Below are 25959 nucleotides of genomic sequence, written 5' to 3'. Positions count from 1 at the left end.
CACGGCGGGCTCCTGGGGGCGTCGGGGCGGAACGGTCACCGTCCGCGGGGTCCGACGAGAGCGAGGAGAGGCCCCGGGACGGTGCTGACGACGCTACGGACGGGCGGTTTCGCGACCGTGCCCCGCCCGTTGCCCGTCCGTAACGGTGTTCTCACCCGGCCGAACGCCGCCGTGTGAGGTCGGCGGCGCGGTGCGAGATCGGCAGGTCCTGTCGAGATCGGTGATCGTGATCGCCGATCGCGGCAGGACCTGCCGGCCTCACGCGCCGAGACCGACGCTCGCCCGTGCGCCGTCGGCCCGCGGCTGCTCCGGGTCGGTCTGCGCGAGCCAGTCGACCAGGCCGCAGACGACGTCCTTGCACCCGCCGCAGCCCGTCGTCGCGCGCGTCGCCCGTGCGACGTCGTCGACGCTCCGGGCGCCGTCGTGCCAGCAGCCCACGACGTCGCCCTTGGTCACGCCGTTGCACGTGCACACGGTCGTGCGGTCGGGCATGAGCGTCGGGGACGACGCCGGGGCGGGCGCCTGCGCGACGGGGCGCAGCAGCAGGTGGGCCGGGTCGGTGGGCACGGGGACGCGGCGCGTGTACGTGGCGGTGAGGTCGGCACCCACCTCGGGCGCGCCGACGCACGTCGCGCCGACGAGCAGCCCGTCCGCGACGACGACCTCGACGTGCCGCCCCGACGCCGGGTCGCTCAGCGTCACGGACCGGTGCGTCGCGTCGGGCGCGCGACGCTCGCCGCACACGCCCATCGTCACGATCTCGAGCCCCGCCGCCTTGACCCGCACGACGCCGGTCCCGGCGGTCGCGCGCGTGCCGACCCCGGGGTCGGCCGTCGGCTCGAGCGGGCGCGCGACGACGTCGGTCGCGAGCCGCAGCGCGACGCTCGGCCGGTCGGGGGCCGGTCCCCGGCGCGCGCGCTGCCGGTCCGGCGGGGCCCCTCGTGCGGCGCCCGGGCTCCCCGCGCCGTCGGCCCCGGCGATGAGCCGGTCCGCGAGGTGCTGCGCGAGCCGGCGCGCCTGGTCCCACCCCTGGGCGATCAGCCCGGTGCCGCCCTCGGGCGGCTGGGCGCAGTCGCCGACCGCGAACACGCGCGGGTCGTCCGGGCTGGCGAGGTCGGGGCCGACGACGACCCCCCGGTCGACGGTGAGCCCTGCCGCCCGCGCGAGCCCGGCCTCGGGCACCGTGCCGCACGCGAGCACGACGAGGTCGGCGTCGAGGTCGACCCGACGCACGCCGTCCGACGCTCCCGCGGGCGCGCCCGAGCTGTCCGCCGCGAGGTCGCGCGGGCCGCCGTCGGCCACCCGGAGCGTCACGCCCCGCACCGTGCCGCCGTCCACGACCACGCGCTCGGTCCGGGCCCGTGTCCAGGTGCGCACCCCGAGGCCGGCGAGACCCCGCGCGACGACGCCGCCCGCCGCGCGGTCGAGCTGACGGTCCATGACGCTCGCGCCGCCGTGCACGAGGCTCACGGCGACGCCGCGACGCGCGAGCCCGCACGCGACCTCAAGGCCGAGGACGCCCGCCCCCACGACGACGGCGTGCCGCGCGTCGAGCGACCCCGCGACGATCGCGCGCGCGTCGTCGAGCGTGCGCAGGACGTGCGCGCCGCGGGGCAGGCCGCCCGGCAGGCCGGTAAGACCGGGCACGTCCGGGACGCGTGCGGCGGCGCCCGTCGCGAGCACGACGACGTCGTACGGGTAGGCGCCCTCGCCCGTGACGACGCGGCGCGCCGCCCGGTCGATCGCGAGGGCCTCGGTACCGCGCCGGACCGTCACGCGCGGGTCGTCCGTGGCGGGCAACGCGATCGCCGCGAGATCGGCCCGGCCCGCGACGACCTCGCTGAGCAGCACGCGGTTGTACGGCTCGTGCTCCTCCGCGCCGAGCACGGTGACCTCGACGTCGGCGGACCCCCCGGGGATCCCGCACCGCGCCGCGAGGTCGCCCGCGAACCGGGACCCGACCATGCCGTGACCGACCACGACGACGCGCGTCATCCCGCGACCTCCTGGAGCGCGGGGGCGCGTCGCACGTCCACGGCGCAGACCTTGAACTCGGGCATCCCGGAGACGGGGTCGGTCGCGTCGGTCGTCACCCGGTTGACGCTGCCCTCACCGCCCCAGTGGAACGGCATGAAGACGGTGTCCGGCCGGACGCGGTCCGTCCACCGCACGACCGCCTCGATGGCGCCGCGCGCGGTCGTGAGGCGCGCCCGGTCCCCGTCGTCGACGCCGAGGCGCGTGCCCAGGACCGGGTGGACCTCGACGAACGGCTCCGGGACGAGGCGGTCGAGCTCCGGCACGCGCCGGGTCTGCGCGCCCGACTGGTAGTGCTGGAGCACGCGGCCGGTGACGAGGTAGAGCGGCGCGTCGGGGCGCACGTCGTCGCTCGGGCCCGTGTGGTCGACCGCGACCATGCGGGCACGTCCGTCCGGCGTCGCGAACCGGTCGAGGAACATCCGCGGGGTGCCCGGGTGGTCGGGGGACGGCACCGGCCAGTGCAGGCCCGGGCCGCCGTCCGCCTCGTCCGCGTCGAGGCGCGCGTGGCTGAGCCCCGCGTAGTCCGCGACGCCGCCCGCGGACGCGCGCGCGAGCTCGTCGAAGACGACGGCCGGGTCGGTCGGGAAGGAGACCGAGGACCCCAGCCGGCGCGCGAGCTCCGCGAGGATCCACAGCTCCGACCGCGCTCCGCCCGGCGCGTCGGCCGCGCGGCGCCGTCGGATCACGCGCCCCTCGAGCGACGTCATGGTGCCCTCCTCCTCGGCCCACTGCGTCACGGGCAGCACGACGTCCGCGAGCAGCGCCGTCTCCGACGGCACGAGGTCGCACACCACGAGCAGGTCGAGGGCGCGCAGGTTGGCCGTGACCCGGTCCGCGTCCGGCGCGCTGACCACGACGTTCGACCCGTGCACGAGCAGCGCGCGCGGGCGCCCGTCGTCGGCGTAGGTCGTGGTCGCACCGCCCGGTCCGGGCCGCGCCCCGAGCGACCGCAGGAGCTCGACGGCGGGCATCCCGGGGCCGGGGAGCGTCGCCGGGTCGACACCCCACACCGCGGCGACGTGCGCGCGGGCCGCCGGGTCGTCGATCCTGCGGTACCCGGGGAGCTGGTCCGCCTTCTGCCCGTGCTCGCGTCCGCCCTGACCGTTCCCCTGGCCGGTGATCGCGCCGTACCCCGACCCCACCCGGCCGGGCAGGCCGAGCGCGAGGGCGAGGTCGATCGCCGCGGTCACGGTCGCCGTGCCCTGCGAGGACTGCTCGACGCCGCGGCCGGTGAGCACGTACGCGCCCGCGCCCCCGTGGACGGGCGACGCCGCCGCGAGCAGCCGGGCGACGTGCCGCAGCCGTCCCGCGGGCACCCCGCACACCGACTCCGCGCGCTCGGGCCACCACCCGGCGACGGAGCGGCGGACGTCGTCGAACCCCGTCGTGCGCGCGTCGAGGTAGGCCGTGTCCGCGAGCCCCTCGGCGACGACGACGTGCAGCAGCGCGAGCAGCACCACCAGGTCGGTCCCGGGGACCGGCTGCAGGTGCACCCCCTGCCCGACGGCGTCCCCCGCCTCCCCCGTGAGCGCCGCCGTCGCGCTGCGGCGCGGGTCCACGACGACGAGCCCGCCCCGCGCGCGCACGCCCGCGAGGTGCTGGACGGACGGCGGCATCGTCTCGGCGACGTTCGACCCGAGCAGCAGCACGGCGTCCGCGCCGCCGAGGTCGGCGAGCGGGAACGGGAGCCCGCGGTCGGCGCCGAACGCGCGGTTCGCCCCCGCCGCCGCGGACGCCATGCAGAACCGCCCGTTGTAGTCGATGTTCGCGGTCCGCAGCACCGTGCGCGCGAACTTCCCGAGCGCGTACGCCTTCTCGTTCGTCAGGCCGCCGCCGCCGAACACCGCGACCGCGTCGCGGCCGTGCGCGGCCTGGACCCGACCGATCCCGGCCGCGACCGCGTCGAGGGCCTCGTCCCACGACGCGGGCCGGAGCTCGCCGTCGGGCCCGCGCAGGAGCGGGCTCGTGAGCCGGTCGGGCGCGCGCAGCACCGTCGCGCTCGTCCAGCCCTTCTGGCACAGCCCGCCGCGGTTGGTGGGGAAGTCGCGCGGGGCGACCGTGACCGGCAGCGGGCCGCGCGCGGGCGTGAGCGTCATGCCGCACTGGAGCGCGCAGTAGGGGCAGTGGGTGTCCACGCTCAGATCCCGGCCGCCGCGAGGGCAGAGCCCTTGCGCAGGTAGACCGCCCACGCGACGACCGCCATCACCGCGTACATCCCCACGAACGTCCACAGGGCGGGGACGAGCGATCCCGAGAGGCTCGTCGACGCGGCGAACCCGCGCGGGATGAGGAACCCCCCGAAGGCGCCGACGGCGCCCGCGATCCCGATGCACCCGGCCGCGGCCTGGCGGGCGCGCACCCGGGCCGCGGCGAGGGCCGCGGGGTCGCTCGCCGTCGTGCCGGCGAGGGCCCGGGCCGCGCTCGCCTGGAAGACGGCCGGGATCATCCGGTAGGTCGAGCCGTTCCCGACGCCCGTCGCGACGAACAGGACGAGGAACGACGCGAAGAAGAGGCCGAAGCTGTGCGTCTCCAGCGCTCGGATCGCACCGACCGCGCCCAGCGCCATGACCCCGTACGACGCGATCGTCACGCGCGCGCCGCCCAGCCGGTCCGCGACGATGCCGCCCAGCGGCCGGGACACCGAGCCGACCAGCGCGCCGAGGAACGCGATCGAGAGCGTGACCTCCGGGAACTGGCCCGCGAGGAGCGTAGGGAACGCGCCCGCGTAGCCGATGAACGACCCGAACGTCCCGATGTAGAGGAACGAGATGATCCACGTGTGCCGGTTCCGCGTCGCGACGGCGAACGACCGCGGGTCCGCCTTCGCGGTGGCGAGGTTGTCCATGAACCGCCAGGCGAGGAACGCCGCGAGCAGGATGAAGGGGATCATCATGAGGCCCGCGCGCTCGAGCGCGACGCCCGCCCCGGCGACGATGACGAGCGGCACCGCGAGCTGCACGACCGCCGTCCCCAGGTTGCCGCCCGCGGCGTTGAGACCCAGCGCCTTGCCCTTCTCCCGCTCCGGGTAGAAGAACGAGATGTTCGCCATCGAGGACGCGAAGTTGCCGCCGCCGAAGCCGGCGAGAGCGGCGACCGCCAGCATCACGCCGAACGACGTCCCCGGGTCCTGCACGACGACCGCGAGCGCCGCCGTCGGGAGCAGCAGGAGGAGGGCCGACACGACCGTCCAGTTGCGCCCGCCGAACAGGGGCACGGCGAACGTGTAGGGGATGCGCAGGGTCGCGCCGACGAGGCTGGGGACGGCGATGAGCCAGAACTGCTGGTCCACGGTGAAGGCGAACCCGGCGGCGGGGAGCTGCGGGACGACGATCGACCACAGCGCCCAGACCGCGAAACCGAGGAACTCCGCGAGCACCGAGATCCCGAGGTTGCGGCTCGCGACCCGGCGGCCGCCGTCGCGCCAGAACGTCGGGTCCTCCGGGTCCCAGCGGTCGATCCAGCGCCCGGAGCGGCGGTGCTGCGTCCCGGGCGACGCCGGTGCGCGTCCTGGCGCGAGCGGCGTCGCGGGCGCGACGACGGACGGGCGTGCTGCGGACTGCTCACCCTCGTGGGTGGTGGGGCTCGTGGGCGCGGACATGGCGGCTCCTTCAGCAGGTCCCGGTCAGTGACCAGGACGCTAGGAACGCCGTGTTTCCCCCGCGCGCGAGCCCCGTTAAGCCCGTGTGAGGTCTTCCGCACACCCGCTCGGGGGCCGCTGTGAGCGGCTGCCCGGTCGCTCGTCGTCAGGTGGGTGCCGACGGGTGGGCTCAGCCCCAGACGAGACCGCGCGCCGGGTCCTCCAGGATGCGAGCGACGTCCGCCAGGACGCGCGCGCCGAGCTCGCCGTCGACGAGGCGGTGGTCGAAGCTCAGCGCGAGCTGCGTGACCCAGCGCTTGCGGATCTTGCCCTTGTGGACCCACGGCTGCTCACGGATCGCGCCGAACGCGAGGATCGCGGCCTCCCCGGGGTTGAGGATGGGCGTCCCCGTGTCGATGCCGAACACCCCGACGTTCGTGATGGTGATCGTGCCGTCGGACATCGCGGACGGCGAGGTGCGCCCGGCCCGCGCCGTCGCGGTGAGGTCCGCGATCTCCCCGGCGAGCCCGTGCAGGTCGAGGCGGTGCGCGTCCTTGATGTTCGGCACGACGAGCCCGCGCGGCGTCGCCGCCGCGATCCCCAGGTTCACGTAGTGCTTGTAGACGATCTCCTGCGCGGCGTCGTCCCAGCTCGCGTTGATCTCCGGGTGACGACGCACCGCGAGGAGCAGCGCCTTGGCCGTGACGAGCAGCGGCGTGACGCGCACGTCCGCGAACTCGCGGTCCTCCCGCAGCGTGCGGACGAGCTTCATGGTGCGCGTGACGTCGACCGTGTGGAACACCGTGACGTGCGGGGCGGTGAACGCGCTCGTGACCATCGCCTCGGCCGTGCGCTTGCGCACCGACTTCACGGGCACGCGCGTCTGGCGGCCGTCGGCCGTGACGGCGCCCGACGCGAGCCACGGCTGGTCGTCGTCCGCGTACGTCGCGAGCGGCTGCGCCTTCGCCTGCTCGTGGTAGGCCTGCACGTCCTCGCGCGTGACGATCCCGCCCGGTCCGGTGCCCGCGACGCTCGCGAGGTCGACGCCCAGGTCCTTCGCGAGCTTGCGCACCGGCGGCTTGGCCAGCACCGGCAGGGTCGCGTGCCCGACGGCGGCCGGCGCGCTCGCCCGCGGGGCGGAGGCCGGTGCCGGGGCAGGGGGTGCAGGGCTTGCCGCCGGGGTCGCACGGTCCGGGGTCGTCGGGGCGGGCTCGGTGGCGACGGGCTCGGCCGCGCGGCGGCGGCGTCGGGCCGTGCCCGGCTCCACCGTGCCGTACCCGACGAGCACGGAGCCGGAGCCCTCGCTCGCTGCGGGCGCCGTGGCGTCGCCGGAGCCTGCGACCGGCTGCGGCGACGCGGCCATGGCGGGCGCGTCCGCTCCGTCGGGCACGACGCCGGCCGGTGCGGTCGGCGCCGGGGCGGTGCCGCCCGGGTCCGTGTCCACGACGATGATCGGCACGCCGACCTCGACCGTCGTGCCCTCGGGCGTGAGGATCTCCGTCACGACGCCCGTGTACGGCGACGGCAGCTCGACGAGCGACTTCGCCGTCTCGATCTCGACGATCGTCTGGTTGACCGTGACGGCGTCGCCGACGGCGACGTGCCAGTGCACGATCTCGGCCTCGGTGAGGCCCTCGCCCGCGTCGGGGAGGTTGAACTTCTCGAAGGTGGGCACTGCGTGGTCCTCCTGGTGGTCCCGGTCGGCGCTGTCGAGGTCGCGGCGGACGCGCGTCAGAACGCGAACGCGCGGTCGACGGCGTCGAGCACGCGGTCGAGGCTCGGCAGGTAGTCGTGCTCGATCTTCGCGACGGGGTACGGCGTGTGGAACCCGCCGACGCGCAGCACGGGCGCCTCGAGCGAGTAGAAGCACTCCTCGGTCACGCGCGCCGCGACCTCGGCCCCCGAGCCGAGGTAGGTCGGGGCCTCGTGCACGACGACGCAGCGCCCCGTCCGGCGGACGGACTCGACGACCGTCGCGGTGTCGAGCGGCGAGATGCTGCGCAGGTCCACGACCTCGATGCTGCGCCCCTCCTGCTCGGCCGCCGCGGCGACGCGGAGCGCGGTCGCGACGGTCGGCCCGTAGGCGACGAGCGTGAGGTCCGTGCCGGGGCGGACGACACGCGCCCGGTCGAGCACGGTCGCGCCCTCGCCGCGGCCCGCGACGTCGACCGGCCCCTTCTCCCAGTAGCGGCCCTTGGGCTCGAAGAAGAGCACCGGGTCCGGCGAGGCGACGGCCTCCTGGATCATCGTGTACGCGTCCTGCGGCGTGGACGGCGACACGACGCGCAGGCCGGCCGTGTGCGCGAACAGCGCCTCGGGGCTCTCGCTGTGGTGCTCGACCGCACCGATCCCGCCGCCGTACGGCACGCGGATCACGACGGGCACCTGGAGCTTCCCGCCCGAGCGGTAGCCCATCTTCGCGAGCTGCGTCGTGATCTGGTCGTACGCCGGGAAGATGAACCCGTCGAACTGGATCTCGCACACCGGCCGGTAGCCGCGCAGCGCGAGACCGATCGCGGTGCCCAGGATGCCGGACTCCGCGAGCGGCGTGTCCACGACGCGGTCCTCGCCGAAGTCCTTCTGCAGGCCGTCGGTCACGCGGAAGACGCCGCCGAGCGCGCCGATGTCCTCGCCCATGAGCAGGACCTTGGGGTCGTTCTCCAGCGACCGGCGCAGCCCCTCGTTGATGGCGCGGGCCAGGGTCAGGGTCTTGCTGTCGCTCATCGCGCCACCTCCGCGGTCGGCTCCTCGAAGGACTGCTGGTAGTCGGCGAACCACGCCTTCTCGCGCTCGACCACGGCGTTCGGGGTCGCGTAGACGTGGTCGAACATGCTCGACGGGTCGGGCGCGGCGAGCGCGCGGACCTCGTCGCGCAGCCGCTCGCCCAGCGCGTCGGCCTCAGCGGCCAGGTCGGCGGCGAACGCGTCGTCCCACGCGTCCTCGGCGCGGAGCAGGTTCTCGAGCCGGTCGATCGGGTCCCGACGGCGCCAGTAGTCCTCCTGGGCGCGCGACCGGTACTTCGTCGGGTCGTCGGACGTCGTGTGCGCGCCCATGCGGTAGGTGAACGCCTCGACGAACGTCGGGCCGCCGCCGGAGCGGGCGCGCTCGAGCGCCTCCGCGGTCACGGCGTAGCACGCGAGCACGTCGTTGCCGTCGACCCGGACGCTGGGGATGCCGAACCCGCCGCCGCGGCGGTAGAGCGGCACGCGGGTCTGCCGGGACGTCGGCTCCGAGATCGCCCACTGGTTGTTCTGGCAGAAGAAGACGACCGGCGCGTTGTTCACGGCCGCGAAGACGAGCGCCTCGTTGACGTCGCCCTGCGACGTCGCGCCGTCGCCGAAGTACGTGACGACGGCCGCGTCGCGCTCCGGGTCGCCCGACCCGACGAGGCCGTCGCGCTGGACGCCCATGGCGTACCCCGTCGCGTGCAGCGCGTGCGACCCGATGACGAGCGTGTAGAGGTGGACGTTGTGCGCCGTCGGGTCCCACCCGCCGTGGTCCACGCCGCGGAAGAGGCGCAGGCGCGCCGTCGGGTCGATGCCGCGTACGTGCGAGACGCCGTGCTCGCGGTACGACGGAAAGACGTAGTCCTGCGGGGCGAGCGCGCGGCCCGAGCCGATCTGCGCGGCCTCCTGGCCCTTCGCCTGGGCGAACAGGCCGAGCTCGCCCTGGCGCTGGAGCGACGTCGCCTCGTCGTCGAAGCGGCGCGTGAGCACCATGTCGCGGTAGAGCCCGCGCAGCGCCGCGGCGTCGAGGTGGGCGACGCGCTCGCGGTAGGCGTCGGTCTCGGGGGTCGTGACGCGGGCGCCGGCCGGGGTCACGAGCTGGAGCAGGGGTGCGTCGTCGGGACCGCCCGCGACGTCGGGGAGGTCGGGGTGCGTGCTCGCAGCGTCCCGCACGCCGGTTCTCGCGTCGTTCTCGGTCACGCGACTCTCCTTCGGTGCGGCCCGGCCGTGCGGCCGGCCCGCTCGGGGGCAGGAGGCGCCCGGTGCGGGGCGCCGTCGGAACCTACGTCTCCGTAGCCTACGCAAGCGTAGGCTACGACCCCGTAGGTAGCGCCTCCGACGTGTCGCCCAACGTCCGTCACGACGGGCTGTAGATAACCTCCAATCCCGACCGGCGCACCCCCGGCCCGCGGGGGGTCGGCCCTACCGGGGGTAGACGCCGCCCGAGCGCAGCGCGTCGCGCTCGCGCAGGACCGGCCAGCGCGAGAACGCGAACACGAGGAACATGACGACGTTGAGGATCGGCACGAGGCCCACGAGCACCCACCAGCCGGAGTAGCCGGCCTTCTGGATGATCCGGACGTAGGCGATGAAGAAGATCACCGCCACCGCGATGTAGAGGACCAGGGCCGCGCCCCCGAAGAGCCAGCCGTTGTCCTCGACGAACTGCTCCCACTCCTGGTTGTCCATACCGCGAGTCTTCTCGCGTGTCCAGGACCCGGCAACCGCTCCGCGGGCGCCCGCCCGCTACGGCGTGCCGTCGTCGTCCGCGCCGACGAGCGCGCGGGCCACGTGCTGGGTCGAGGCGCCGAGCTCGAGGACGGTGTCGCACGCCTGCTCGACGCGCGGGTTGTGCGTCGCGACCACCACGGCGCGCCCCTCGTCCGCGAGCTCGCGCAGGAGCCCGACGATCGCGTCGGCGTTCCCCTCGTCGAGCGCCCCGGTGGGCTCGTCCGCCAGGACGACGCGCGGACGCTTGAGGAGCAGCCGCGCCACGGCGACCCGCTGCTGCTCGCCGCCCGAGAGCTCGTAGACGGCAGCGCGCTCGTAGCCGCCGAGGCCCACGCGCTCGAGCACCTCCTCACGCCGACGCGCTCGGTCCGCCCGCCGGACGCCCCGGCCCACGAGCGCCACGTCGAGGTTCGTCGCGACCGTCGCGTTGTCGATGAGCGCGTAGTTCTGGAACAGGTACCCGAGCTCGTCGCGCCGGAACAGGCGTCGCCCGTGCGGGCTCAGCGCGGTGACGTCGCGCCCGTCCACGAACAGCGTCCCCGCGTCCAGCCGGTCGAGCAGGCCCAGGCAGTTGAGCAGCGTCGTCTTCCCCGAGCCGCTCGATCCCACGAGCCCTGCCATCGAGCCTGCCTCCACGCTCAGCGTGAGGCCCGTCCAGACCGTCCGCGCCCCGTAGAACCTGGCCGCACCCACGACCTCGATCATCGCCATCCCCCTTCGTTCAGCTGTCACTGGATCGCGTCCGCAGGAGCCTGCGCTGGGCCACGGCGAGCGCGGTCACCAGCAGGGCGGACGACACGAGGCACACCGCGACCGCGACGAGCGGCTCCGCTCCCCCGAGCAGCCGCGGCGCGGCCGCCGCGACGACGGCCCCGAGGGCCGGTGGCGTCCGCGGCGGGTTCGCCGCCACGCACGCGACGACCAGCACCGCCGAGGCGGCCTCGGCGAGGAACGCCGCGCGGTACCGCGCGGCGAACGACCACCCCGCGATGTAGCGGACGAACACGCTCTGCGCGTACCGCCGCGTGTACGCGCTCGACACCACGACCGCGGTGAGCAGCACGACGCCGGCGGCCGCCGCGATGTTCGCGAGCCCGAGCCGGAAGCTCCGGACGAGCTTCTGGTACTCCTCGGCCGCGGCGTCGGCGATCGGGGTGACCGACAGCACGTAGTCGCGGATGCCCGCCGCGCGGCTCTCCTCCAGCACGTACGCCGGGTCGAGGAAGACCACGTCCCCCGTCGAGGTGTAGGCGCCGTACCCGTCGGCGCTGACGACCTCCGAGGACGGGTCGACGACGAGCACGACGGGGTCGTCCACGAGCGGCGACGCGCTCGGGTCCGCGGCGTTGCCGTAGTCGAAGAGCGTGCTGCCCTCGGCGAGCGGCGCACCGCGCTCGACGGCGCACGTCGCGCCGAAGTACTCCGCCCACGAGCCGACGGCGGCCGCGACGTCGTCCTGCTGGTCCGCCCGGAGCGTGGCGGGCAGGTGGAGCGTGAGGCACGTCCCCGGCGGCGGCGCGAGCCGCGACCCGGCCGCGTCGCGGACGTCCTGCTCGGCGAGGTAGGACGGGCTCACGAGGAGGACCGGCTGGTCCTCGGGCGCGACCGTCACCGTGCCGAACGCCGAGACGGGCTGCTGCGCGGCGAGCACGGCCTCGCGGTCGTCGAGCGCCCGCACGACCAGCTCGCCCAGCCGCTGCGCGAACTCGCCCGCTCGGGCCTGGTCGTCACCACCCACGCCCACGGAGGTCGCGTCGCCCGCGCTCTGCCAGGCGGAGCGGGCGGCCTGCTGGCCCGCGATGAGCTGGCCCGCGTGCACGGCGGAGAAGATCGACGCGACGAGGATGAGGAGGGCACAGAGCCGCACGCCGAACGCCGCGGGGACCACCCAGGCCCCGACGGACTCGCCCTTGATCGCGGCCGCGAGCGGGATGCGCTGCGCGGCGGCCGCCGAGACGGCGTGGGCCGTCACGGTGACGAGCAGCAGCCCGGCGAGGACGGGGAGGGCCAGGCCGAGGAACGTCGTCAGCTGGGCGAACCCGTTGTAGGCGCCGAGGAGGACCGCGCAGACGGCCGTGGCCACGCCCAGGTGGACGACGAGGCGCCGGCCGATCGGCGCGAGGTCACGCCCCAGGATGCTGGAGAACGGCGCGCCCTGGAGTCGCTGGACCGCGTACGCCCGGGCGTTGAGGAGCGCACCGCACCCCGCGAGCAGCACGACGGCGACCGTCGCGATGGCGTAGCCCGCCGGGATCGGCGTGCCCGCGAGGTAACGGTGCCACGAGATCAGCGTCGGGTACGAGTCGGCCGACCCCGTCACACCGGCCTCCCGGAGCGCGGCGGCCAGCGCCTGGGCCTCGGCCGTGCCGCACGAAAGCCCGTAGGAGCCCACCGGGCTCGTCGCCCCGAGCTCCGACCCCGGGTGCACCTGCGTCGTGACGCCCCGGCTGAAGTCGGCGACCCCGTGGTCGAGCCACCGCCCGCCCGGGTCGGCCGAGCCGTCACCGAGGACGGAGAGGTGCCGCGTCGAGACGTCGGTGAGGTCGAAGGTCACCTTGGCGACGGTGCAGTCGCGGGAGGTCGCGAAGGTCGCGATCGTCCCGTAGACCTCGGCGCTCGACACGGTGGTGCCGAGGGAGTCGACGCGGAGCTGGGCGTCGAAGCCCCGGACCGCGAACTCGCTGTAGGCCTGCACCGTGAAGAAGGCGAGGAAGAGGCTGACGACCACCGCGAGGGCGTAGGCCAGGCTGAGGCTTCTGTTCGGCATGGGGGCTCCGCGCCGGACCGGGCAGGGGCGGCACGGCGCCGCCCCTGCCCTGCGTCCGTGCTACGCGCACTTGTGCCAGTAGGCGTGGTCCACGCGCATGGGCCAGTCCTTGGCGTGCACCTTCGCCCAGACCCCGGGCTTGATGTTGGTCACCCGGTAGAGCTTCCCGTTGTGCACGGACGCACCGTGGCACTGGGTGTTGTGCAGGTAGTGCGAGTAGATCGCCCCCGCACTGGTCCCGTAGTTCCAGATCCCGCCGCCCACGAGCTGCGAGCCGGCGAACGCCGCCGCCGGTGTGAAGGCCAGGACCCCGGCGACCATCGCCGTCGTCAGTACTCGACCAAACCTCATATCTCCCCCTTCGGAAGTGATTGCTACGTAAAAGTAGCAATCCGGAGGCGCGAGCACCAGGGGTTCGGTCGAACTGGGGAAGTTCTGTTGCCGGAACGCAGAGGGTCGTCGAGGAAGGGCTACAGCCAGGTCGCGCTGACGCGCAGGAAGAGGTCGGTCGCCTCCGGCTCCCCCACGCTCACGCGCAGACCCTCGCCCACGAACGGGCGCACGATCGCGCCGGCAGCACGGGCCTCCTCGGCGCGCTGCGCCGTGCGCTCCCCCAGGTCGAACCACACGAAGTTCGCCTGCGACTCCGGCAGGGACCAGCCCTGGTCCCGCAGACCCTCGACGAGCCGCGTGCGGTCCGCCACGAGGTGCTCGACGCGCTGCAGGAGCTCCTCCCGCGCCCCGAGCGACGCGATGGCCGCCCGCTGCGCGACGTGCGAGACGCCGAACGGCGTCGACACGGCACGGACGCCGGCGGCGAGGCGCGGACGCGCGACGGCGTACCCGACGCGCAGACCGGCGAGACCGTACGCCTTGGAGAACGTGCGCAGCAGCACGACGTTCGGGTGCTGCGCGTACACCGCCAGACCGTCGGGGGCCTCCGGGTCCCGCACGAACTCGAGGTACGCCTCGTCGAGCACCACGAGGACCTCGGACGGGACCGCCGCGAGGAACGTCTCGAGCTCGTCGCGGTGCACCGCCGGACCGGTCGGGTTGTTGGGCGTGCACACCATGACCACACGCGTGCGCTCGGTGACCGCCGCGGCCATCGCGGGCAGGTCGAGACGCCCGCGGTGCTCCCCGGACTGCAGCGGGACCTGCACCGACGTGCCGCCCGCGACCGCGACCGCGATCGGGTACGCCTCGAACGAGCGCCACGGGTAGACGACCTCGTCGCCCGGCTCGACGAACGCCTGGAGCACGTGCGCGAGCACCGCGACCGAGCCGTTGCCCACGACGACCTCGTCGGCCCCCACCCCGAGGTCCGCCGCGAGCGCCTCGGTGAGCTCGGTCGCGTACATGTCCGGGTAGCGGTTCGCGTCCGCCGCGGCGTCGGCGATCGCCGCCACGACCGAGGGCAGGGGCGGGTACGGGTTCTCGTTCGAGGAGAGCTTGAACGCCGCCGCACCCGGGGCGACGCGCGCCCCCGGGACGTAGGCCGGCAGGGCGGCGACGGCAGGACGCAGGGGGACGCGAGGTTCGTGGGCCACGGTCCTCGATCATGCCACTCGTGCACCGCGGTCCGTGGCGGACGACGGCGCGCCACGCGCGGCGCCCGTGCCGCACGACCGCCCGGATGGCAGGATGCCGGGTATGAGCTTCGTCGTCCGCGTCCTCATCACCGGTCTCGCGATCTGGCTCACGAGCCTGTTCATGGACGAGCACTTCCAGATCGTCGGCTCCGACACGGCCGGCGGCAAGGTCGTGATCGTCCTCGTCGTGGCGCTGCTCTACTCGCTCGTGAACGCGGTGATCAAGCCGATCGTGCAGGTCCTCTCGATCCCGCTCTACATCCTCACGCTGGGGCTGTTCTCGCTCGTCGTCAACGCGCTCATGCTCATGCTCACCGCGTGGATCACCGAGCAGACGGACTGGGGCATCCGCATCATCGGCGGGTTCTGGTGGGCGCTGCTCGCGGCCCTCATCATCGCCGTGATCAACTTCCTCGTCTCGGCCGTCGTGCCGAAGGCCCAGGACCGCTGACCCGAGCGCTCCACCGCGCGCGCCGCCGCCCGCCCTCCCGACCGGCCCGCCGGGGGACGGCACCGGGCCGTCACCGCGCATCGTCCTCGCCACCACCCGTCCCGGCGCCCCCGAGCGTGCCCGTGCCGCCGAGCGTGCCGGAGCCGCCCGCCGTCCCGAACGTCCCCGGCGTGCCGAGGGACGGACCCGGCGCCGTCACGACGCCGTCCGGAGCCGGCCACGGGGGCCACGGCGGCCTCGGCACCGCGAGCTCACCGACGCAGAACGTCGTCTCGGGGTCCGGGACGAGACGCGCCTCGTAGACGAGCGGTTCCTCCGCCTCCCCGTCGAGCCAGTGCTCCACGTCGGTGAGGTGCTCCTCGAGGCCGCGGTCGCCCACCTCGACCGCGGCGTCGAGCACGTCCTGGTGGTAGCCGACGGAGTGCGGCACGTCGAGCGGCGGCCCGCCGCCGGGCGCGAAGACGGTACCGGTCACCGTCACGCGTTCGGGCGTCGCCGGGTTCGGCTTCCCGTCGAGGCCGGAGACCCCCTCCCCGCTGGTCTCGAGGTGCGTGGCGCGCACGCCGGGCGGGAGGTCGTGCCCACCGACCGGCGACCCGGCGGTCACCACGTGGCGCACCTGGTAGGTCCCGACCGTCGCCGCCGCGATCGTGGCCGCGACCATGCCACCCTGGCTGTGCCCGACGAGCACGACGTCGTCCTTCGGCTCGATGCCCGACTGGCCCATCGCGTCGAGCACCGCCCGCACGCTGTCCGCCCGCGCGCGCTGGGACTCGTCGTCGGACATGAGGTCGTAGTTGGACGTCATGTTCCACACCGTCCGGAGGTTGCCGGGCTGGGTGCCCGGGATCGCGACGACCCACGTCGGCGTCCCGCCGTCCTTGACGATGCGCTGGACGCTCAGCACCGAGTCCGTGCTCCCGAGCGCCGCCACGGCGCCGAGGGCGGACCGCGTGTCCGTGGGGGTCGGCAGGTCGTAGGGCGCCGCGTCGACCCGCCGCACCTCCGGGTCGGGCAGGAACCGGTCGCGCAGCGGCTGGACGGACGCCCGCAGCACCGCCGCCGCGTTCCCGACCGTCGGCACGGCGTACCAGGGGCGGTCCGGGTCGAGCATGCCGATCGTGCGACCCAGCGCGCGGACGGTCGCGGGGTGCAGCGCCTCGCCCGTCGTGACGAGCCGACCGAGAGCGGGCCCCCCGTGCAGCAGGGACTGCGCGAGCCCGGCGAGGCCTTGCGCGACGATCATCCCGAGCCCGGCGACGCCCGCCCCCGCCAGCCCGTAGTGCCGTCCCGCCACGACCAACGCGGTGTCGGACCACCCGGCGGCGGCCGCGGCGTCCGCGTCGTCGTACACCCGGACCGCCTGGTGCAGACGCGCGGCGAGCCGCCGCAGGCCCCGTTCCTGCTGCTCGGCGAGCAGGACCGCCGCGTCGAGCTCGTCGAGGACGGCCGCGCGGGCGGCACGGACCTCCGTCGACCAGAACGGCGTCGTCGGCAGGTTCCAGCCCGAGGCGGACCGGAGCAGGTCGGGCGGAGTGAGCCGACCGGCGAACGCCGTGGGCGTCGCCGTCGTGACCTCCACGCCGTGCCGGGCGTCCCGCAGCGCCACCGCCGCTCCCGCCAGGAGGTCCGCGCGCCCCGCGAGCGCCACGGCCTGCGCGACGACCGCCGCCGTCTCGATCACGGTCGGCTCCGTCCCGCCACGGATCACGACGGACGGTGCGGGCCACGTCCCGCTCACGCGCCGCCTACCGCGGCGAGCTCCGCCCGGAGGCTCGCGACGTCCGTCTCCGCGAGCACGGTGAGAGCGTCCAGCCCTGTGAGGCAGCACTCGAGCGTCCCGTCGAGCCGGACCAGGGCTGCCCGGACCTCCGCCGTCGCGTCGTCGTACGCGTGCCGCGCCTGCCCGGACCACGGGAGGTCAGGGGTCCCCAGGGCAGCAGCGGCGCGCGCCGCGTCGTCCGTGGCCGTGAGGACCTGGTCGCGGGCGCGGGTGATCCCGAAGGGTGCGGCGAGGCACGGGGCTGGAGGAGGGGTCGGCATGGCGGCGACCGTACGGACCCCCGCCGACCGGCGGCGAGGACCGGGCGGACGCTGTGGACCGACCCCTCGCAACCGGACGCTGGGGACGGCCACGGGCCGCACGACGGCTCCGTTGCCCGGACTGCGGGCGGCACCGACCGCCGTCGGGCACGCGTGGGAGAATCAGGGGCGTGCCCGAGAACCCCGCCGCAGCCGCCCCTGCCCGCGTCAGCCTCGCCGAGGTGACCCCGCCGATCGCGCTCGGCCCGCTCGACGGCCGCTACCGCGCCGCGGTCGCCCCGCTCGTCGACCACCTCAGCGAGGCCGCGCTCAACCGCGAGCGCATCCACGTCGAGGTCGAGTGGCTCATCACGCTGTGCAACGGCGTGCAGGCGGTCGACGAGAACGCCGTCCGTCCGGTCGTGCCTGGTGCGCCCCAGCTCTCCGAGGCCGAGGTCGCCTACCTGCGCCGCATCCCTGCCAGCTTCGGCGGCGCCGAGATCGCGGAGCTCGCGGAGATCGAGCGCGAGACGGTGCACGACGTCAAGGCGGTCGAGTACTTCGTCAAGCGCCGCCTCGCCGCGGCGCCCGAGTCGCTGGGCCCCGACACGGTGCTGCCCGGCGTCGGCGAGCTCGTGCACTTCGCGTGCACGAGCGAGGACGTCAACAACCTGTCGTACGCGCTCATGGTGCGCGGCGCCGTCGAGCAGGTGTGGCTGCCCGCCGCGACGGCGCTCGCCGACCAGCTCGCGGACATGGCGCGCGAGCACGCCGACGTGCCGATGCTCTCGCGCACGCACGGCCAGCCCGCGACGCCGACGACGCTGGGCAAGGAGCTCGCCGTCCTCGCGCACCGGCTGCGCCGCCAGCTCCGCCGCGTCGGCGCGGCCGAGTACCTGGGCAAGCTCAACGGCGCGACGGGCACGTACGGCGCGCACACCGTCGCCGTCCCGGGCGTCGACTGGCCGTCGGTCTCGAAGCACTTCGTCGAGGGCCTCGGGCTCACGTGGAACCCGCTGACGACGCAGATCGAGTCGCACGACTGGCAGGCCGAGCTGTACGCGGACGTCGCGCGGTTCAACCGGATCCTCCACAACCTCGCGACCGACGTGTGGACCTACATCTCGCTCGGCTTCTTCACGCAGATCCCCGTGCCCGGCGCGACCGGGTCGTCGACAATGCCGCACAAGGTCAACCCGATCCGGTTCGAGAACGCCGAGGCGAACCTCGAGATCTCCTCCGCGCTGCTCGACACGCTCGGCGCGACGCTCGTGACCTCGCGCCTCCAGCGCGACCTCACGGACTCGACGACGCAGCGCAACGTCGGCCCGGCGTTCGGCCACTCGCTCCTCGCGATCGACAACGTGCGCCGCGGCCTGAAGGCCCTCGCCGCGAACGCCGACCTCATGGCGGCGGACCTCGACGAGAACTGGGAGGTGCTCGGCGAGCCCATCCAGTCGGCCATGCGTGCGGCGTCGGTCGCGGGCGTCCCCGGCATGGAGAACCCGTACGAGCGCCTCAAGGACCTCACGCGCGGCCAGCGCGTCGACGCGGCGCGCCTGCGCGAGTTCGTCGCCGGCCTCGGCCTGCCCGACGACGTCGCGCAGCGCCTCTCGGACCTCACCCCCGCGACGTACACGGGCCTCGCCTCCCGCCTGGTCGAGACCTACCTGGACTGACCGGCCGGCGCCGAGAACGGGGTCGGCGACCGAATCCTGGGGATCTCGGTCGCCGACCCCGTTCTCGTCCGCACGCACCGTCGTGCCCGACGGCGCCCGGGTCAGACGGCGGTCGGCTCGCCCGGGTGCGACCGGGCCCGGGCCGGCGCCCCGCCGATGGCGGCGAGCTCGGCGCGGTGCGCCGCCCGCGCCTCGGCCAGCTCGTCGAGGCGGTTGACGACCCAGGTCAGCACGAGCGTCGCGGCGACTGCGAGCGCGAGCAGGCCGAGCACGTTGCCGAGGTCCGCCGTCTGGATGTTCACCGTCCCCGACCAGAAGAAGGTCGAGCGGCTCAGGAGCCCGGCGAGAGCGAGACCGCCGAGCAGCGGGACCGCCTGCCGCGTCCGACGCCACAGCAGCGCGGCCCCGAGGAGCAGGACGGCCGGTGCCGCGAGCGCGGGCAGCGTCCACGGGCTCAGCGCGACACCGGACCACCAGGGCACCCCGAAGCTCGCCGCGTCGGCGGAGGTCGCGGCGACGAACGCGCCGAGGGTCAGAGACATCGCCCCGAGGGTCGCGCCCCGGAGCGTCCACCTTTCGGGCCCGACCCGACACGTCCGCCGCCCGGCGAGCACGCCCGCGTAGACCGCCACCCCCGCGGCCCACGGCGCGTCGAGGTAGGCGGCGTAGCTGCTGCCGGACCCGAGCGACAGGACGAGCCCGCCCACCCCGGCGACGGCGGCGAGCACCGCCGTCGCGAGGCCCACGCGCTGCGCCCCGAGGAGCGTGAGAGCGACCGCCGCGAGCCAGAAGGTCCACATCGTCGCCGTCGGGACGGTCGCCAGGAGCGGCGCGTGCCCGTCCGGACCGAGCATCGCCCGGACGATCGCCGCGGCGACCGCGAGGACTCGCGCGGCCATGACCACGAGAACGGCAGGGAGGACCACGAGAAGGAGCCCGGTCGCCGCGCGCCGCTGCCGCGGGGTCGAGCCCAGCGGCGCGAGCAGCCACTCGCGCGCAGCGGCACGCAGCAGGTCCCACCGCTCGGCCCACGTCGGCCGTGACTGCCCGGGCTGCGCGGCGTCGACCAGGTGCCCGAGCATCTCGGCCTCGTGCGCCCGCCGGTAGGTGTACGGGAAGAGGCGCAGCAGCCGCCGGTAGTCCCGCACGAGGACGGGCGCGACGAGCACCGTCCCGACGGCGTCGGTGCCGTCATGGCTGTCGAGGTGGCTCATGCCGGCACCGCCACGCCGTCGAGCGACACTCCGGCACTCCCGGGCGCGGGGCGGGCCGCGGTGCGGTCGCCCGCCGGGGCGGCCGTGCGGCGTCGGGCACCGAGACGCTCGAGCGCCCGGCGGGCCTGCGCCTCGGCGCGCTCGGCCTCGGCGGCGAGGCGCGATCCACCCTCGGGGGTGAGCCGGTAGTACCGGCGCAGCCGTGAGTCGACGACCTCCTCGTGGTCGACCTCGACGAGCCCGGCGGCGACGAGCCGGTCGATCGCGCCGTACAGCGTGCCGGCGCGCAGGGTGACCCGCCCGTCGGAGCTGGACTCGACGTCCTGCGCGATGCCGTACCCGTGCAGCGGCCCGGCGGCGAGCGCGGAGAGCACGAGGAACGCGGGCTCCTGGAGCGGTTTGGATACCATGCCCGCGACCATACTCTCGCCACGAGGGCATAGCTCAGAACCCGCGCCGCACCGCGTGTCGCCGCCCGCGACGCGCGGGCGACGAGCACTCGACCACGACCCTGCTGTCGCGAAGAGCCCCAGAACGCCGACAACCCCGTGATCGGCGTAGTCGTGGGCTCGCGTGGCGCAAACCTTCACAGTCACGATGTTCTGTGAAACTATCTGCCACATACTCGACGACCCGGAGGATCAGCAATGACGCTCGACGGCTCCCCCACGTCCCCGGCCCCGGCAGCGGCCGGCGTCGGACGACGACAGTTCCTCACCCTCGCCACGGCCGGCGTCGCGGCGAGCACGCTCACCGTGACGGTCGGCTCGCTCACCCCGGCCGCCGCGCTCACCACGCCCGGCGCGGCCCACGCCGCGCCGACCGCGGCCCCGGCGCCTCGCAAGCGCGAGCTGCGGGCGATGTGGATCTCGAGCGTCGTGAACATCGACTGGCCGTCGGCGTCCGGGCTCTCGGCCGAGCAGCAGCAGGCCGAGCTGCTGGGCTGGCTCGACGTCGCACGCGACTTCCGCCTCAACGCCGTGTTCGTCCAGGTACGCCCGACGGCGGACGCGTTCTGGCCCAGCCCCTACGAGCCGTGGTCGCAGTACCTCACGGGCGTGCAGGGCCGGGACCCGGGCTACGACCCCCTCGCGTTCGTCGTCGAGGAGTGCCACCGGCGCAACCTCGAGATCCACGCCTGGTACAACCCGTACCGCGTGTCGATGCAGGCCGACCCGGCGCAGCTCGTCCCCGAGCACCCCGCCCGGCAGCACCCGGAGTGGGTGTGGGCCTACGGGGGCAAGCTCTACTTCGACCCGGGTCTGCCCGCGGCGCAGGAGCACATCAAGAACGCGATCCTGCACAGCGTCGAGAACTACGACCTCGACGGCGTGCACTTCGACGACTACTTCTACCCGTACGCCGTCGCGGGCGAGACGATCCCCGACGCGGCGACGTTCGCCGCCCACGGCGCGGGCTTCGACCGGATCGAGGACTGGCGCCGCCACAACGTCGACACGTTCGTGCAGTCCATCTCGCAGCGCATCAAGCAGGCGAAGCCGTGGGTCAAGTTCGGCATCAGCCCGTTCGGCATCTGGCGCAACGCGTCGACGGACCCGCGCGGCTCCCAGACGGGCGGCTCGCAGTCGTACGACATGCAGTTCGCCGACACGCGCAAGTGGGTCCTCGAGGGCTGGCTCGACTACATCAACCCGCAGGTCTACTGGCAGCTCGGGCTCGCCGTCGCGGACTACGCGAAGCTCGTCCCGTGGTGGGCCGACGTCGCCGCGCAGTCCGGCACGCACCTGTACATCGGCGAGGCGCTGTACAAGGTGACGTCGGGCGTCTTCACGGACCCGGCCGAGCTGTCGAACCACCTGACGTTCTGCCGGGAGCAGGAGCACCCGGTGCACGGCAACGTGTACTTCTCGGCCAAGCACGTCCCGGCCGACCCGCAGGGCTCGATGACGCGCGTGCGCGACGACCACTACCGGTACCCGGCGCTCGTCCCGGCCATGCCGCACCTCCCGGGCACGAAGGTCCGCACACCGGTGCTCGCGTGGGCCGGCTGGCGCGACGACGGCGTCCGCGTGCACTGGACCGACGCCGGGGGCCGCCGGTTCGCGGCGACGTCGTTCGCGATCTACCGTGCCGACGGGTGGGTGCAGCACGTGGACACCGAGAACCCGGCGAACCTCGTCGCGACGCAGCGGGCCGAGGGCCGGGTGGTCCAGGACTTCCTCGACCCGACCGCCGTGCGCGGGCGCCGGTACACGTACGCCGTGACCGCGCTCGACCGCGTCTGGAACGAGTCCGCACCGAGCAGGGTCCGCTGGTCGGTGTGACGATCGTCGTGCCGGGCCTCGGCCCGGCACGATCGCCCTTCGCCGGAACTGGGGCCGCGCGAGGGGCAGGCCCGACGGCGCGTGGTTCGCTGGGTGCGCCACGCGCCGTCGAGGTTCCCCGGCCACCCGCCCGTGGGCGCCGACTGGCACAGTGGGACACGTGAGCACGCCCGACCTCCGCCCCGCCGACCCCTCGACCTCCGGAGCGTCGGCCCCGCCGTCCGACCTCCCACCGCTGCGCACCGTCGGGTGGGTCAACGTCCGCGGCGGACGCCTGCTCGCGGTACGGACCACCGGGAAGGACCGCTTCTTCATGCCGGGCGGCAAGGTCGAGCGCGGCGAGACGGACACCGAGGCCCTGGTGCGCGAGATCCACGAGGAGCTCGGCGTACGCCTCGACCCGGCGACGGTGCGCCCGGCGTTCGTCGCCGAGGCGCCGGGGCACGGTCTGGGCGGACGTGTCGTGCGGATGCACTGCCTGTACGCCGAGCCGCTGCCCGGGTCCCCCGAGCCGGCGCCGGACGCCGAGATCGCCGAGCTCGCGTGGCTCACGCCGGCCGACGCGGACCGCGTCCCGCCCGCGGGCCGCATCGTCCTCGAGCGGCTCGCGGACGTCCTCACGGCCTGACCGCGCGCCGGGTCGGCAGGCCGTCCGCACCCGGCATGGGGACCTCGCCCCATGGGCACCCCGAGACGCGGGGCCGCTCGCCCACGTACGCTCCGGGAGCACGATCCGCCGCGACAGAGGGACGACCATGGGGTTCTACGGTGCCGACATCGGCGAGCTGCGCAGGCTCGCGCAGAGCCTGACGACGGCGTCGGACTCGCTCGAGACGACGCGCGGCGGCCTCCAGTCCACCGTCAGCGGAGCCCGCTGGGCCGGCCCCGACGGCGACGAGCTGCGCGGCCGATGGACCTCGGAGCTCGGCCCCGCGCTCGCCGCGGCCGCGGCCACGCTCCGCGACGCGGCCGACAAGGTGCGCACGAACGCCGACCAGCAGGAGAGCGCCAGCTCCGACGGCACGGGCGGGGGCGGCAGCGGCCCCGGCGGGCCGGGCGGGTCCGGGCCGGGATCCGGCGGGTCGGGCGACGGCGGCGAGAGCGGTGAGGGCCCCGGCGGCCCGACGGTCTCGGTGAAGGGCAGCCAGAGCGGCGGATCCGACAACGGAGGCCTCGGGAGCCCCGCGACCGAGGGCACGGACTCGAAGGTCGGCTTCGGCGTCTCCCACGACCCGGACAGCGGCGAGACGACGTACTCCGGCAGCGGGTCGCTCGCCGACTGGTTCAAGACGACCGACGGCTCCAAGGTCTCGTTCGGCGTCAACGGCGGCGCCGAGTACACGGTCGGGGAGAAGTCCGAGGACGGCTTCACCATGTACACGTCGAAGTCGGACGTCTCGATCGGCGTCGAGGGTGGCGTCTCGAAGGGGGGCACGGGCGTCAGCGGCGGGTACACGACCGGCGTCACGTCCGAGTACACCCTCAAGATGCCCGACGGCACCGACGTCGACCCCGGTTCCGTCAACCCGTTCGACCCGCGGAGCATGCCGGTCGGCTCGTCCGTGACGATGGACGGCGGGAGCTACGCCAAGACCGAGCTCGACGCCGCGTTCCGGCACATCGCGCTCGAGTCGTCCGTCAAGGACTCCGAGGGCGTGAGCAGCCTCATCGAGCGCACGGGCGACGACACGGTCCGCGTCACCGCGGGCCCGACGGAGGCGATCGCGAACCACGCGGGCCTCGGCCTCGACTTCGACGCGGTGAAGGTCATGCTCGGCAACACGACGTCGCTCGACGGCGCGTCCCTGCGCAGCGCCGAGTTCGACCTGTCGACGCCGGAGGGCCAGGCCGCCTACGACACCTACCTCGTCACCGGCGAGATCCCCGGCGACCCGTCGACCGGGATCTCCGGCACGACGACCATCGAGCGCGTCAACTACGACTCGACGTCGACCGTCGGCTTCGACACGCCCGTCGGCGGCGCCGAGTGGCAGATCGGCCAGAACACCGGGTCGCTCGTCGCGACGACGTATCCCGACGGCAGCACCGAGCAGCTCATGACCGCGACGTACGGCGACCGGGGCGACTTCCGCCTGTCGCAGTCGTTCGACGCCTCCGGCACGGAGGACCTGTCGGCGCGCACGTACTCGTTCGACGTCACGGCCGACGACATGTCGTCGCAGTACTTCAACACGCGGGACTTCTCGGGCTTCTCGCCGTCCGGCGACGTGTCGCCCGGCCAGCAGGTGACGATGACGCTCACCGAGTCGCAGATGAACCGCCTCGCCGACAGCGTGCGCACCGCCGTCGAGAACGACGCCCTCGGCATGCAGACGCGGGCCATCGTCACCGACTACGACATGAAGCCGCTCTCGGACCCGTACCAGCTCGCCACGAGCCTCGCCCGGGCGGCCGACTCCGACCTGGACCTCGTCATGATGATCAGCGAGATCAACGCTGCGGGCGACGGCTCGGTCACGGACCGGTCCGCCGCCCGGTTCCCCGGCACGGTGACGCTGGGGAACTGACGCCGCGCCCCCGGAGGGGCGCGGCACGGAGATCGGCTCAGCGCGGCTTCTGCGCCGACAGGTACGCGGTCGAGACGAAGCCCGTGCGGCCCCCGGCGGTCACCTTGAGCCACCCCTTCGAGGCGGTGCCGGCGTGCGTCACCGCGGTCCCGCGCGCGAGCCGCGCGACGACCTTGGACGACGTCGACGCCGACGCCCGCAGGTTGAGGCTCGAGGCGGTGACGTACGACGTCGCGGCCTTGGGCGGTGCCGGGGCAGGGGCCGGCTTCGCGGGCGCCGCGGGGGCGCTCGTGGACGTGTACTGGGCCGAGACCCACCCGGTCCGGCCGTTCGCGGTGACCTTCAGCCAGCCGCCCGAGGTCGTCGCGACGGAGAGCTTCGTGCCCTTCGGGAGCCGTGCGACCACGGCCGAGGACGTCGTCGCCGACGCCCGCAGGTTCAGCGACGCGGCCGTGACGTACCGGGTCGCCGGCTGGGGCGCCGACGGCGTCGGGACGGGCTTGGGTGCCGGCTGGGGTGCCGGCGGCTTGGTCGCCGGGGGCGTGCTGACCGGCGCGGGCTTCGTCGGCCCGATGCTCGCGGCCGGGACCCAGCCCGTCGTCCGCCCCGACGTGACCCGGCGCCACGTGCCGCTCTCGTCCCCGGGCTTGCCGACGACGGTCGCCCCGCGCGCGACCCGGGCGACGACGGCGCCCGTCCCCGCCCCGGCACGCACGTCCACGGCGGCGTTCGTGTAGTAGGTGCACGACGTCGCGGTCGACCGGGCGGCCACCCGCGTCGCGTTGCGCCCGAGGTCGACGCCCGTGGCCTTGAGGTAGGCGAGCGGGTCGGTGTGCGAGGCGCCCGACCCGTAGGTGCCGTTCCAGACCTCGAGGTGCAGGTGGGGGGACGTCGAGATCCCGGTGGAGCCGACGTCGGCGATGCGCTGCCCGGCCTTGACCGTCTGCCCGGCCTTGACGTACTTGTCGCCGTCGATGACGTGCCCGTACACGCTCGAGACCGTCTTCCCGCCGATCGTGTGCCGCAGGACGACCCACTGCCCGAACCCGCTGACGCTGCCCGCTCGGAGGACCGTGCCGTCCGCGATCGCGTTGATCCGGGTGCCCGAGGCCGCGCCGAGGTCCTGTCCCAGGTGCCACGTGGACGCGCTGGCGACCGGCATGCAGCGCGGACCGTAGTAGGACGAGACCGAGTAGGTGCGGGCCCCCAGCGGCGCCACGACGGCGGCCGCCGCGCTCGCGCTCGGGGCGACCAGGACGCCCCCCAGGCCTGTGGCGAGCGCCGCCGCCATCGCCGTACCCACGACGCCCGACCAGCGCCTCGCGTTCCGAACCATCCCCTGCCCCCTGA

At 74.7% G+C, this 25959-nt stretch carries 21 protein-coding genes; 5 read left to right on the top strand and 16 right to left on the bottom strand.

Going from position 1 to position 25959, the window contains the following annotated elements:
- Positions 1 to 258: 258 nt before the first annotated feature.
- The 11 genes from ACZ4MO_RS01215 to hisC all read right to left on the bottom strand — a co-directional run bounded on the left by ACZ4MO_RS01215 (position 259) and on the right by hisC (position 14388).
- Positions 259 to 1995, bottom strand: a complete 1737-nt coding sequence (locus tag ACZ4MO_RS01215) for an FAD-dependent oxidoreductase (protein WP_175008738.1) — start codon at positions 1993 to 1995, stop codon at positions 259 to 261.
- Positions 1992 to 4172 (bottom strand): molybdopterin oxidoreductase family protein, encoded by a 2181-nt coding sequence (locus ACZ4MO_RS01210; RefSeq protein ID WP_255437165.1) that lies wholly within the window; start codon positions 4170 to 4172, stop codon positions 1992 to 1994. The genes ACZ4MO_RS01215 and ACZ4MO_RS01210 overlap by 4 nt, the downstream gene beginning before the upstream one ends.
- A 2-nt stretch (positions 4173 to 4174) precedes the next feature.
- Positions 4175 to 5635: an MFS transporter gene (locus ACZ4MO_RS01205; protein ID WP_175008739.1), complete on the bottom strand. Its 1461-nt coding sequence runs from the start codon at positions 5633 to 5635 to the stop codon at positions 4175 to 4177.
- 169 nt (positions 5636 to 5804) lie between these two features.
- A complete protein-coding gene (locus ACZ4MO_RS01200; protein ID WP_175008740.1) occupies positions 5805 to 7289 on the bottom strand; it encodes a 2-oxo acid dehydrogenase subunit E2 in 1485 nt (494 codons plus the stop codon).
- Positions 7290 to 7345: 56 nt separating this feature from the next.
- Entirely contained in the window at positions 7346 to 8338 is a 993-nt protein-coding gene (locus ACZ4MO_RS01195; RefSeq protein WP_043656580.1) for an alpha-ketoacid dehydrogenase subunit beta, read from the bottom strand.
- Positions 8335 to 9513 carry a pyruvate dehydrogenase (acetyl-transferring) E1 component subunit alpha gene (gene pdhA, locus ACZ4MO_RS01190; protein ID WP_222592387.1) on the bottom strand — a complete coding sequence of 393 codons (1179 nt, stop codon included), beginning with the start codon at positions 9511 to 9513 and terminating at the stop codon, positions 8335 to 8337. The genes ACZ4MO_RS01195 and pdhA overlap by 4 nt, the downstream gene beginning before the upstream one ends.
- Positions 9514 to 9762: 249 nt before the next feature.
- Positions 9763 to 10029 (bottom strand): DUF805 domain-containing protein, encoded by a 267-nt coding sequence (locus ACZ4MO_RS01185; RefSeq protein ID WP_209828022.1) that lies wholly within the window; start codon positions 10027 to 10029, stop codon positions 9763 to 9765.
- A 57-nt stretch (positions 10030 to 10086) separates the two neighbouring features.
- Positions 10087 to 10776 (bottom strand): ABC transporter ATP-binding protein, encoded by a 690-nt coding sequence (locus ACZ4MO_RS01180; protein ID WP_074805744.1) that lies wholly within the window; start codon positions 10774 to 10776, stop codon positions 10087 to 10089.
- A gap of 16 nt (positions 10777 to 10792) precedes the next feature.
- The gene (locus ACZ4MO_RS01175; protein ID WP_175008741.1) at positions 10793 to 12838 is read right to left on the bottom strand and encodes a bacteriocin-associated integral membrane family protein; all 2046 of its coding nucleotides are present in this window, start codon (positions 12836 to 12838) and stop codon (positions 10793 to 10795) included.
- Positions 12839 to 12898: 60 nt separating this feature from the next.
- Positions 12899 to 13189, bottom strand: coding sequence for a lactococcin 972 family bacteriocin (locus ACZ4MO_RS01170; RefSeq protein ID WP_021483224.1), 291 nt, complete (start codon positions 13187 to 13189; stop codon positions 12899 to 12901).
- A 119-nt stretch (positions 13190 to 13308) separates the two neighbouring features.
- Complete coding sequence (hisC, locus tag ACZ4MO_RS01165; RefSeq protein WP_175008742.1) at positions 13309 to 14388, bottom strand: histidinol-phosphate transaminase; 1080 nt, start codon at positions 14386 to 14388, stop codon at positions 13309 to 13311.
- Between the two features lie 103 nt (positions 14389 to 14491).
- Between hisC and ACZ4MO_RS01160 the strand changes: the two genes are divergently transcribed.
- A complete protein-coding gene (locus tag ACZ4MO_RS01160) occupies positions 14492 to 14881 on the top strand; it encodes a phage holin family protein (protein WP_021483630.1) in 390 nt (129 codons plus the stop codon).
- A gap of 70 nt (positions 14882 to 14951) precedes the next feature.
- Here ACZ4MO_RS01160 and ACZ4MO_RS01155 read toward each other — a convergent pair whose 3' ends face one another.
- Together ACZ4MO_RS01155 and ACZ4MO_RS01150 are read right to left on the bottom strand one after the other, a co-directional pair.
- Entirely contained in the window at positions 14952 to 16622 is a 1671-nt protein-coding gene (locus ACZ4MO_RS01155) for a PGAP1-like alpha/beta domain-containing protein (protein WP_186810414.1), read from the bottom strand.
- Complete coding sequence (locus ACZ4MO_RS01150) at positions 16619 to 16924, bottom strand: hypothetical protein (protein ID WP_175008744.1); 306 nt, start codon at positions 16922 to 16924, stop codon at positions 16619 to 16621. Before ACZ4MO_RS01150 ends, ACZ4MO_RS01155 begins: the two co-directional genes overlap by 4 nt.
- 170 nt (positions 16925 to 17094) lie before the next feature.
- Here ACZ4MO_RS01150 and purB point away from each other — a divergent pair, with 170 nt between their 5' ends.
- The gene (gene purB, locus ACZ4MO_RS01145; RefSeq protein ID WP_175008745.1) at positions 17095 to 18582 is read left to right on the top strand and encodes an adenylosuccinate lyase; all 1488 of its coding nucleotides are present in this window, start codon (positions 17095 to 17097) and stop codon (positions 18580 to 18582) included.
- A 101-nt stretch (positions 18583 to 18683) separates the two neighbouring features.
- On the opposite strand, the gene ACZ4MO_RS01140 is transcribed toward purB, so the two are convergent.
- Entirely contained in the window at positions 18684 to 19796 is a 1113-nt protein-coding gene (locus ACZ4MO_RS01140) for a hypothetical protein (RefSeq protein WP_175008746.1), read from the bottom strand.
- Positions 19793 to 20206, bottom strand: a complete 414-nt coding sequence (locus ACZ4MO_RS01135) for a helix-turn-helix transcriptional regulator (protein WP_175008747.1) — start codon at positions 20204 to 20206, stop codon at positions 19793 to 19795. Before ACZ4MO_RS01135 ends, ACZ4MO_RS01140 begins: the two co-directional genes overlap by 4 nt.
- Before the next feature lie 237 nt (positions 20207 to 20443).
- Here ACZ4MO_RS01135 and ACZ4MO_RS01130 point away from each other — a divergent pair, with 237 nt between their 5' ends.
- The 3 genes from ACZ4MO_RS01130 to ACZ4MO_RS01120 all read left to right on the top strand — a co-directional run bounded on the left by ACZ4MO_RS01130 (position 20444) and on the right by ACZ4MO_RS01120 (position 24609).
- Complete coding sequence (locus ACZ4MO_RS01130; protein WP_175008748.1) at positions 20444 to 22081, top strand: family 10 glycosylhydrolase; 1638 nt, start codon at positions 20444 to 20446, stop codon at positions 22079 to 22081.
- Between the two features lie 160 nt (positions 22082 to 22241).
- On the top strand, positions 22242 to 22709 hold the full coding sequence (locus tag ACZ4MO_RS01125; RefSeq protein WP_222592380.1) for an NUDIX hydrolase: 468 nt from the start codon (positions 22242 to 22244) through the stop codon (positions 22707 to 22709).
- 127 nt (positions 22710 to 22836) lie between these two features.
- Positions 22837 to 24609, top strand: a complete 1773-nt coding sequence (locus tag ACZ4MO_RS01120) for a hypothetical protein (protein ID WP_175008749.1) — start codon at positions 22837 to 22839, stop codon at positions 24607 to 24609.
- A gap of 37 nt (positions 24610 to 24646) precedes the next feature.
- Here ACZ4MO_RS01120 and ACZ4MO_RS01115 read toward each other — a convergent pair whose 3' ends face one another.
- The gene (locus ACZ4MO_RS01115) at positions 24647 to 25945 is read right to left on the bottom strand and encodes an SH3 domain-containing protein (RefSeq protein ID WP_175008750.1); all 1299 of its coding nucleotides are present in this window, start codon (positions 25943 to 25945) and stop codon (positions 24647 to 24649) included.
- Positions 25946 to 25959: the final 14 nt, after the last annotated feature.

It is taken from the genome of Sphaerisporangium cinnabarinum (assembly GCF_055567015.1).
Note: the sequence above shows the minus strand (reverse complement) of the source record. Positions and strands in the feature narration are given on the sequence as shown.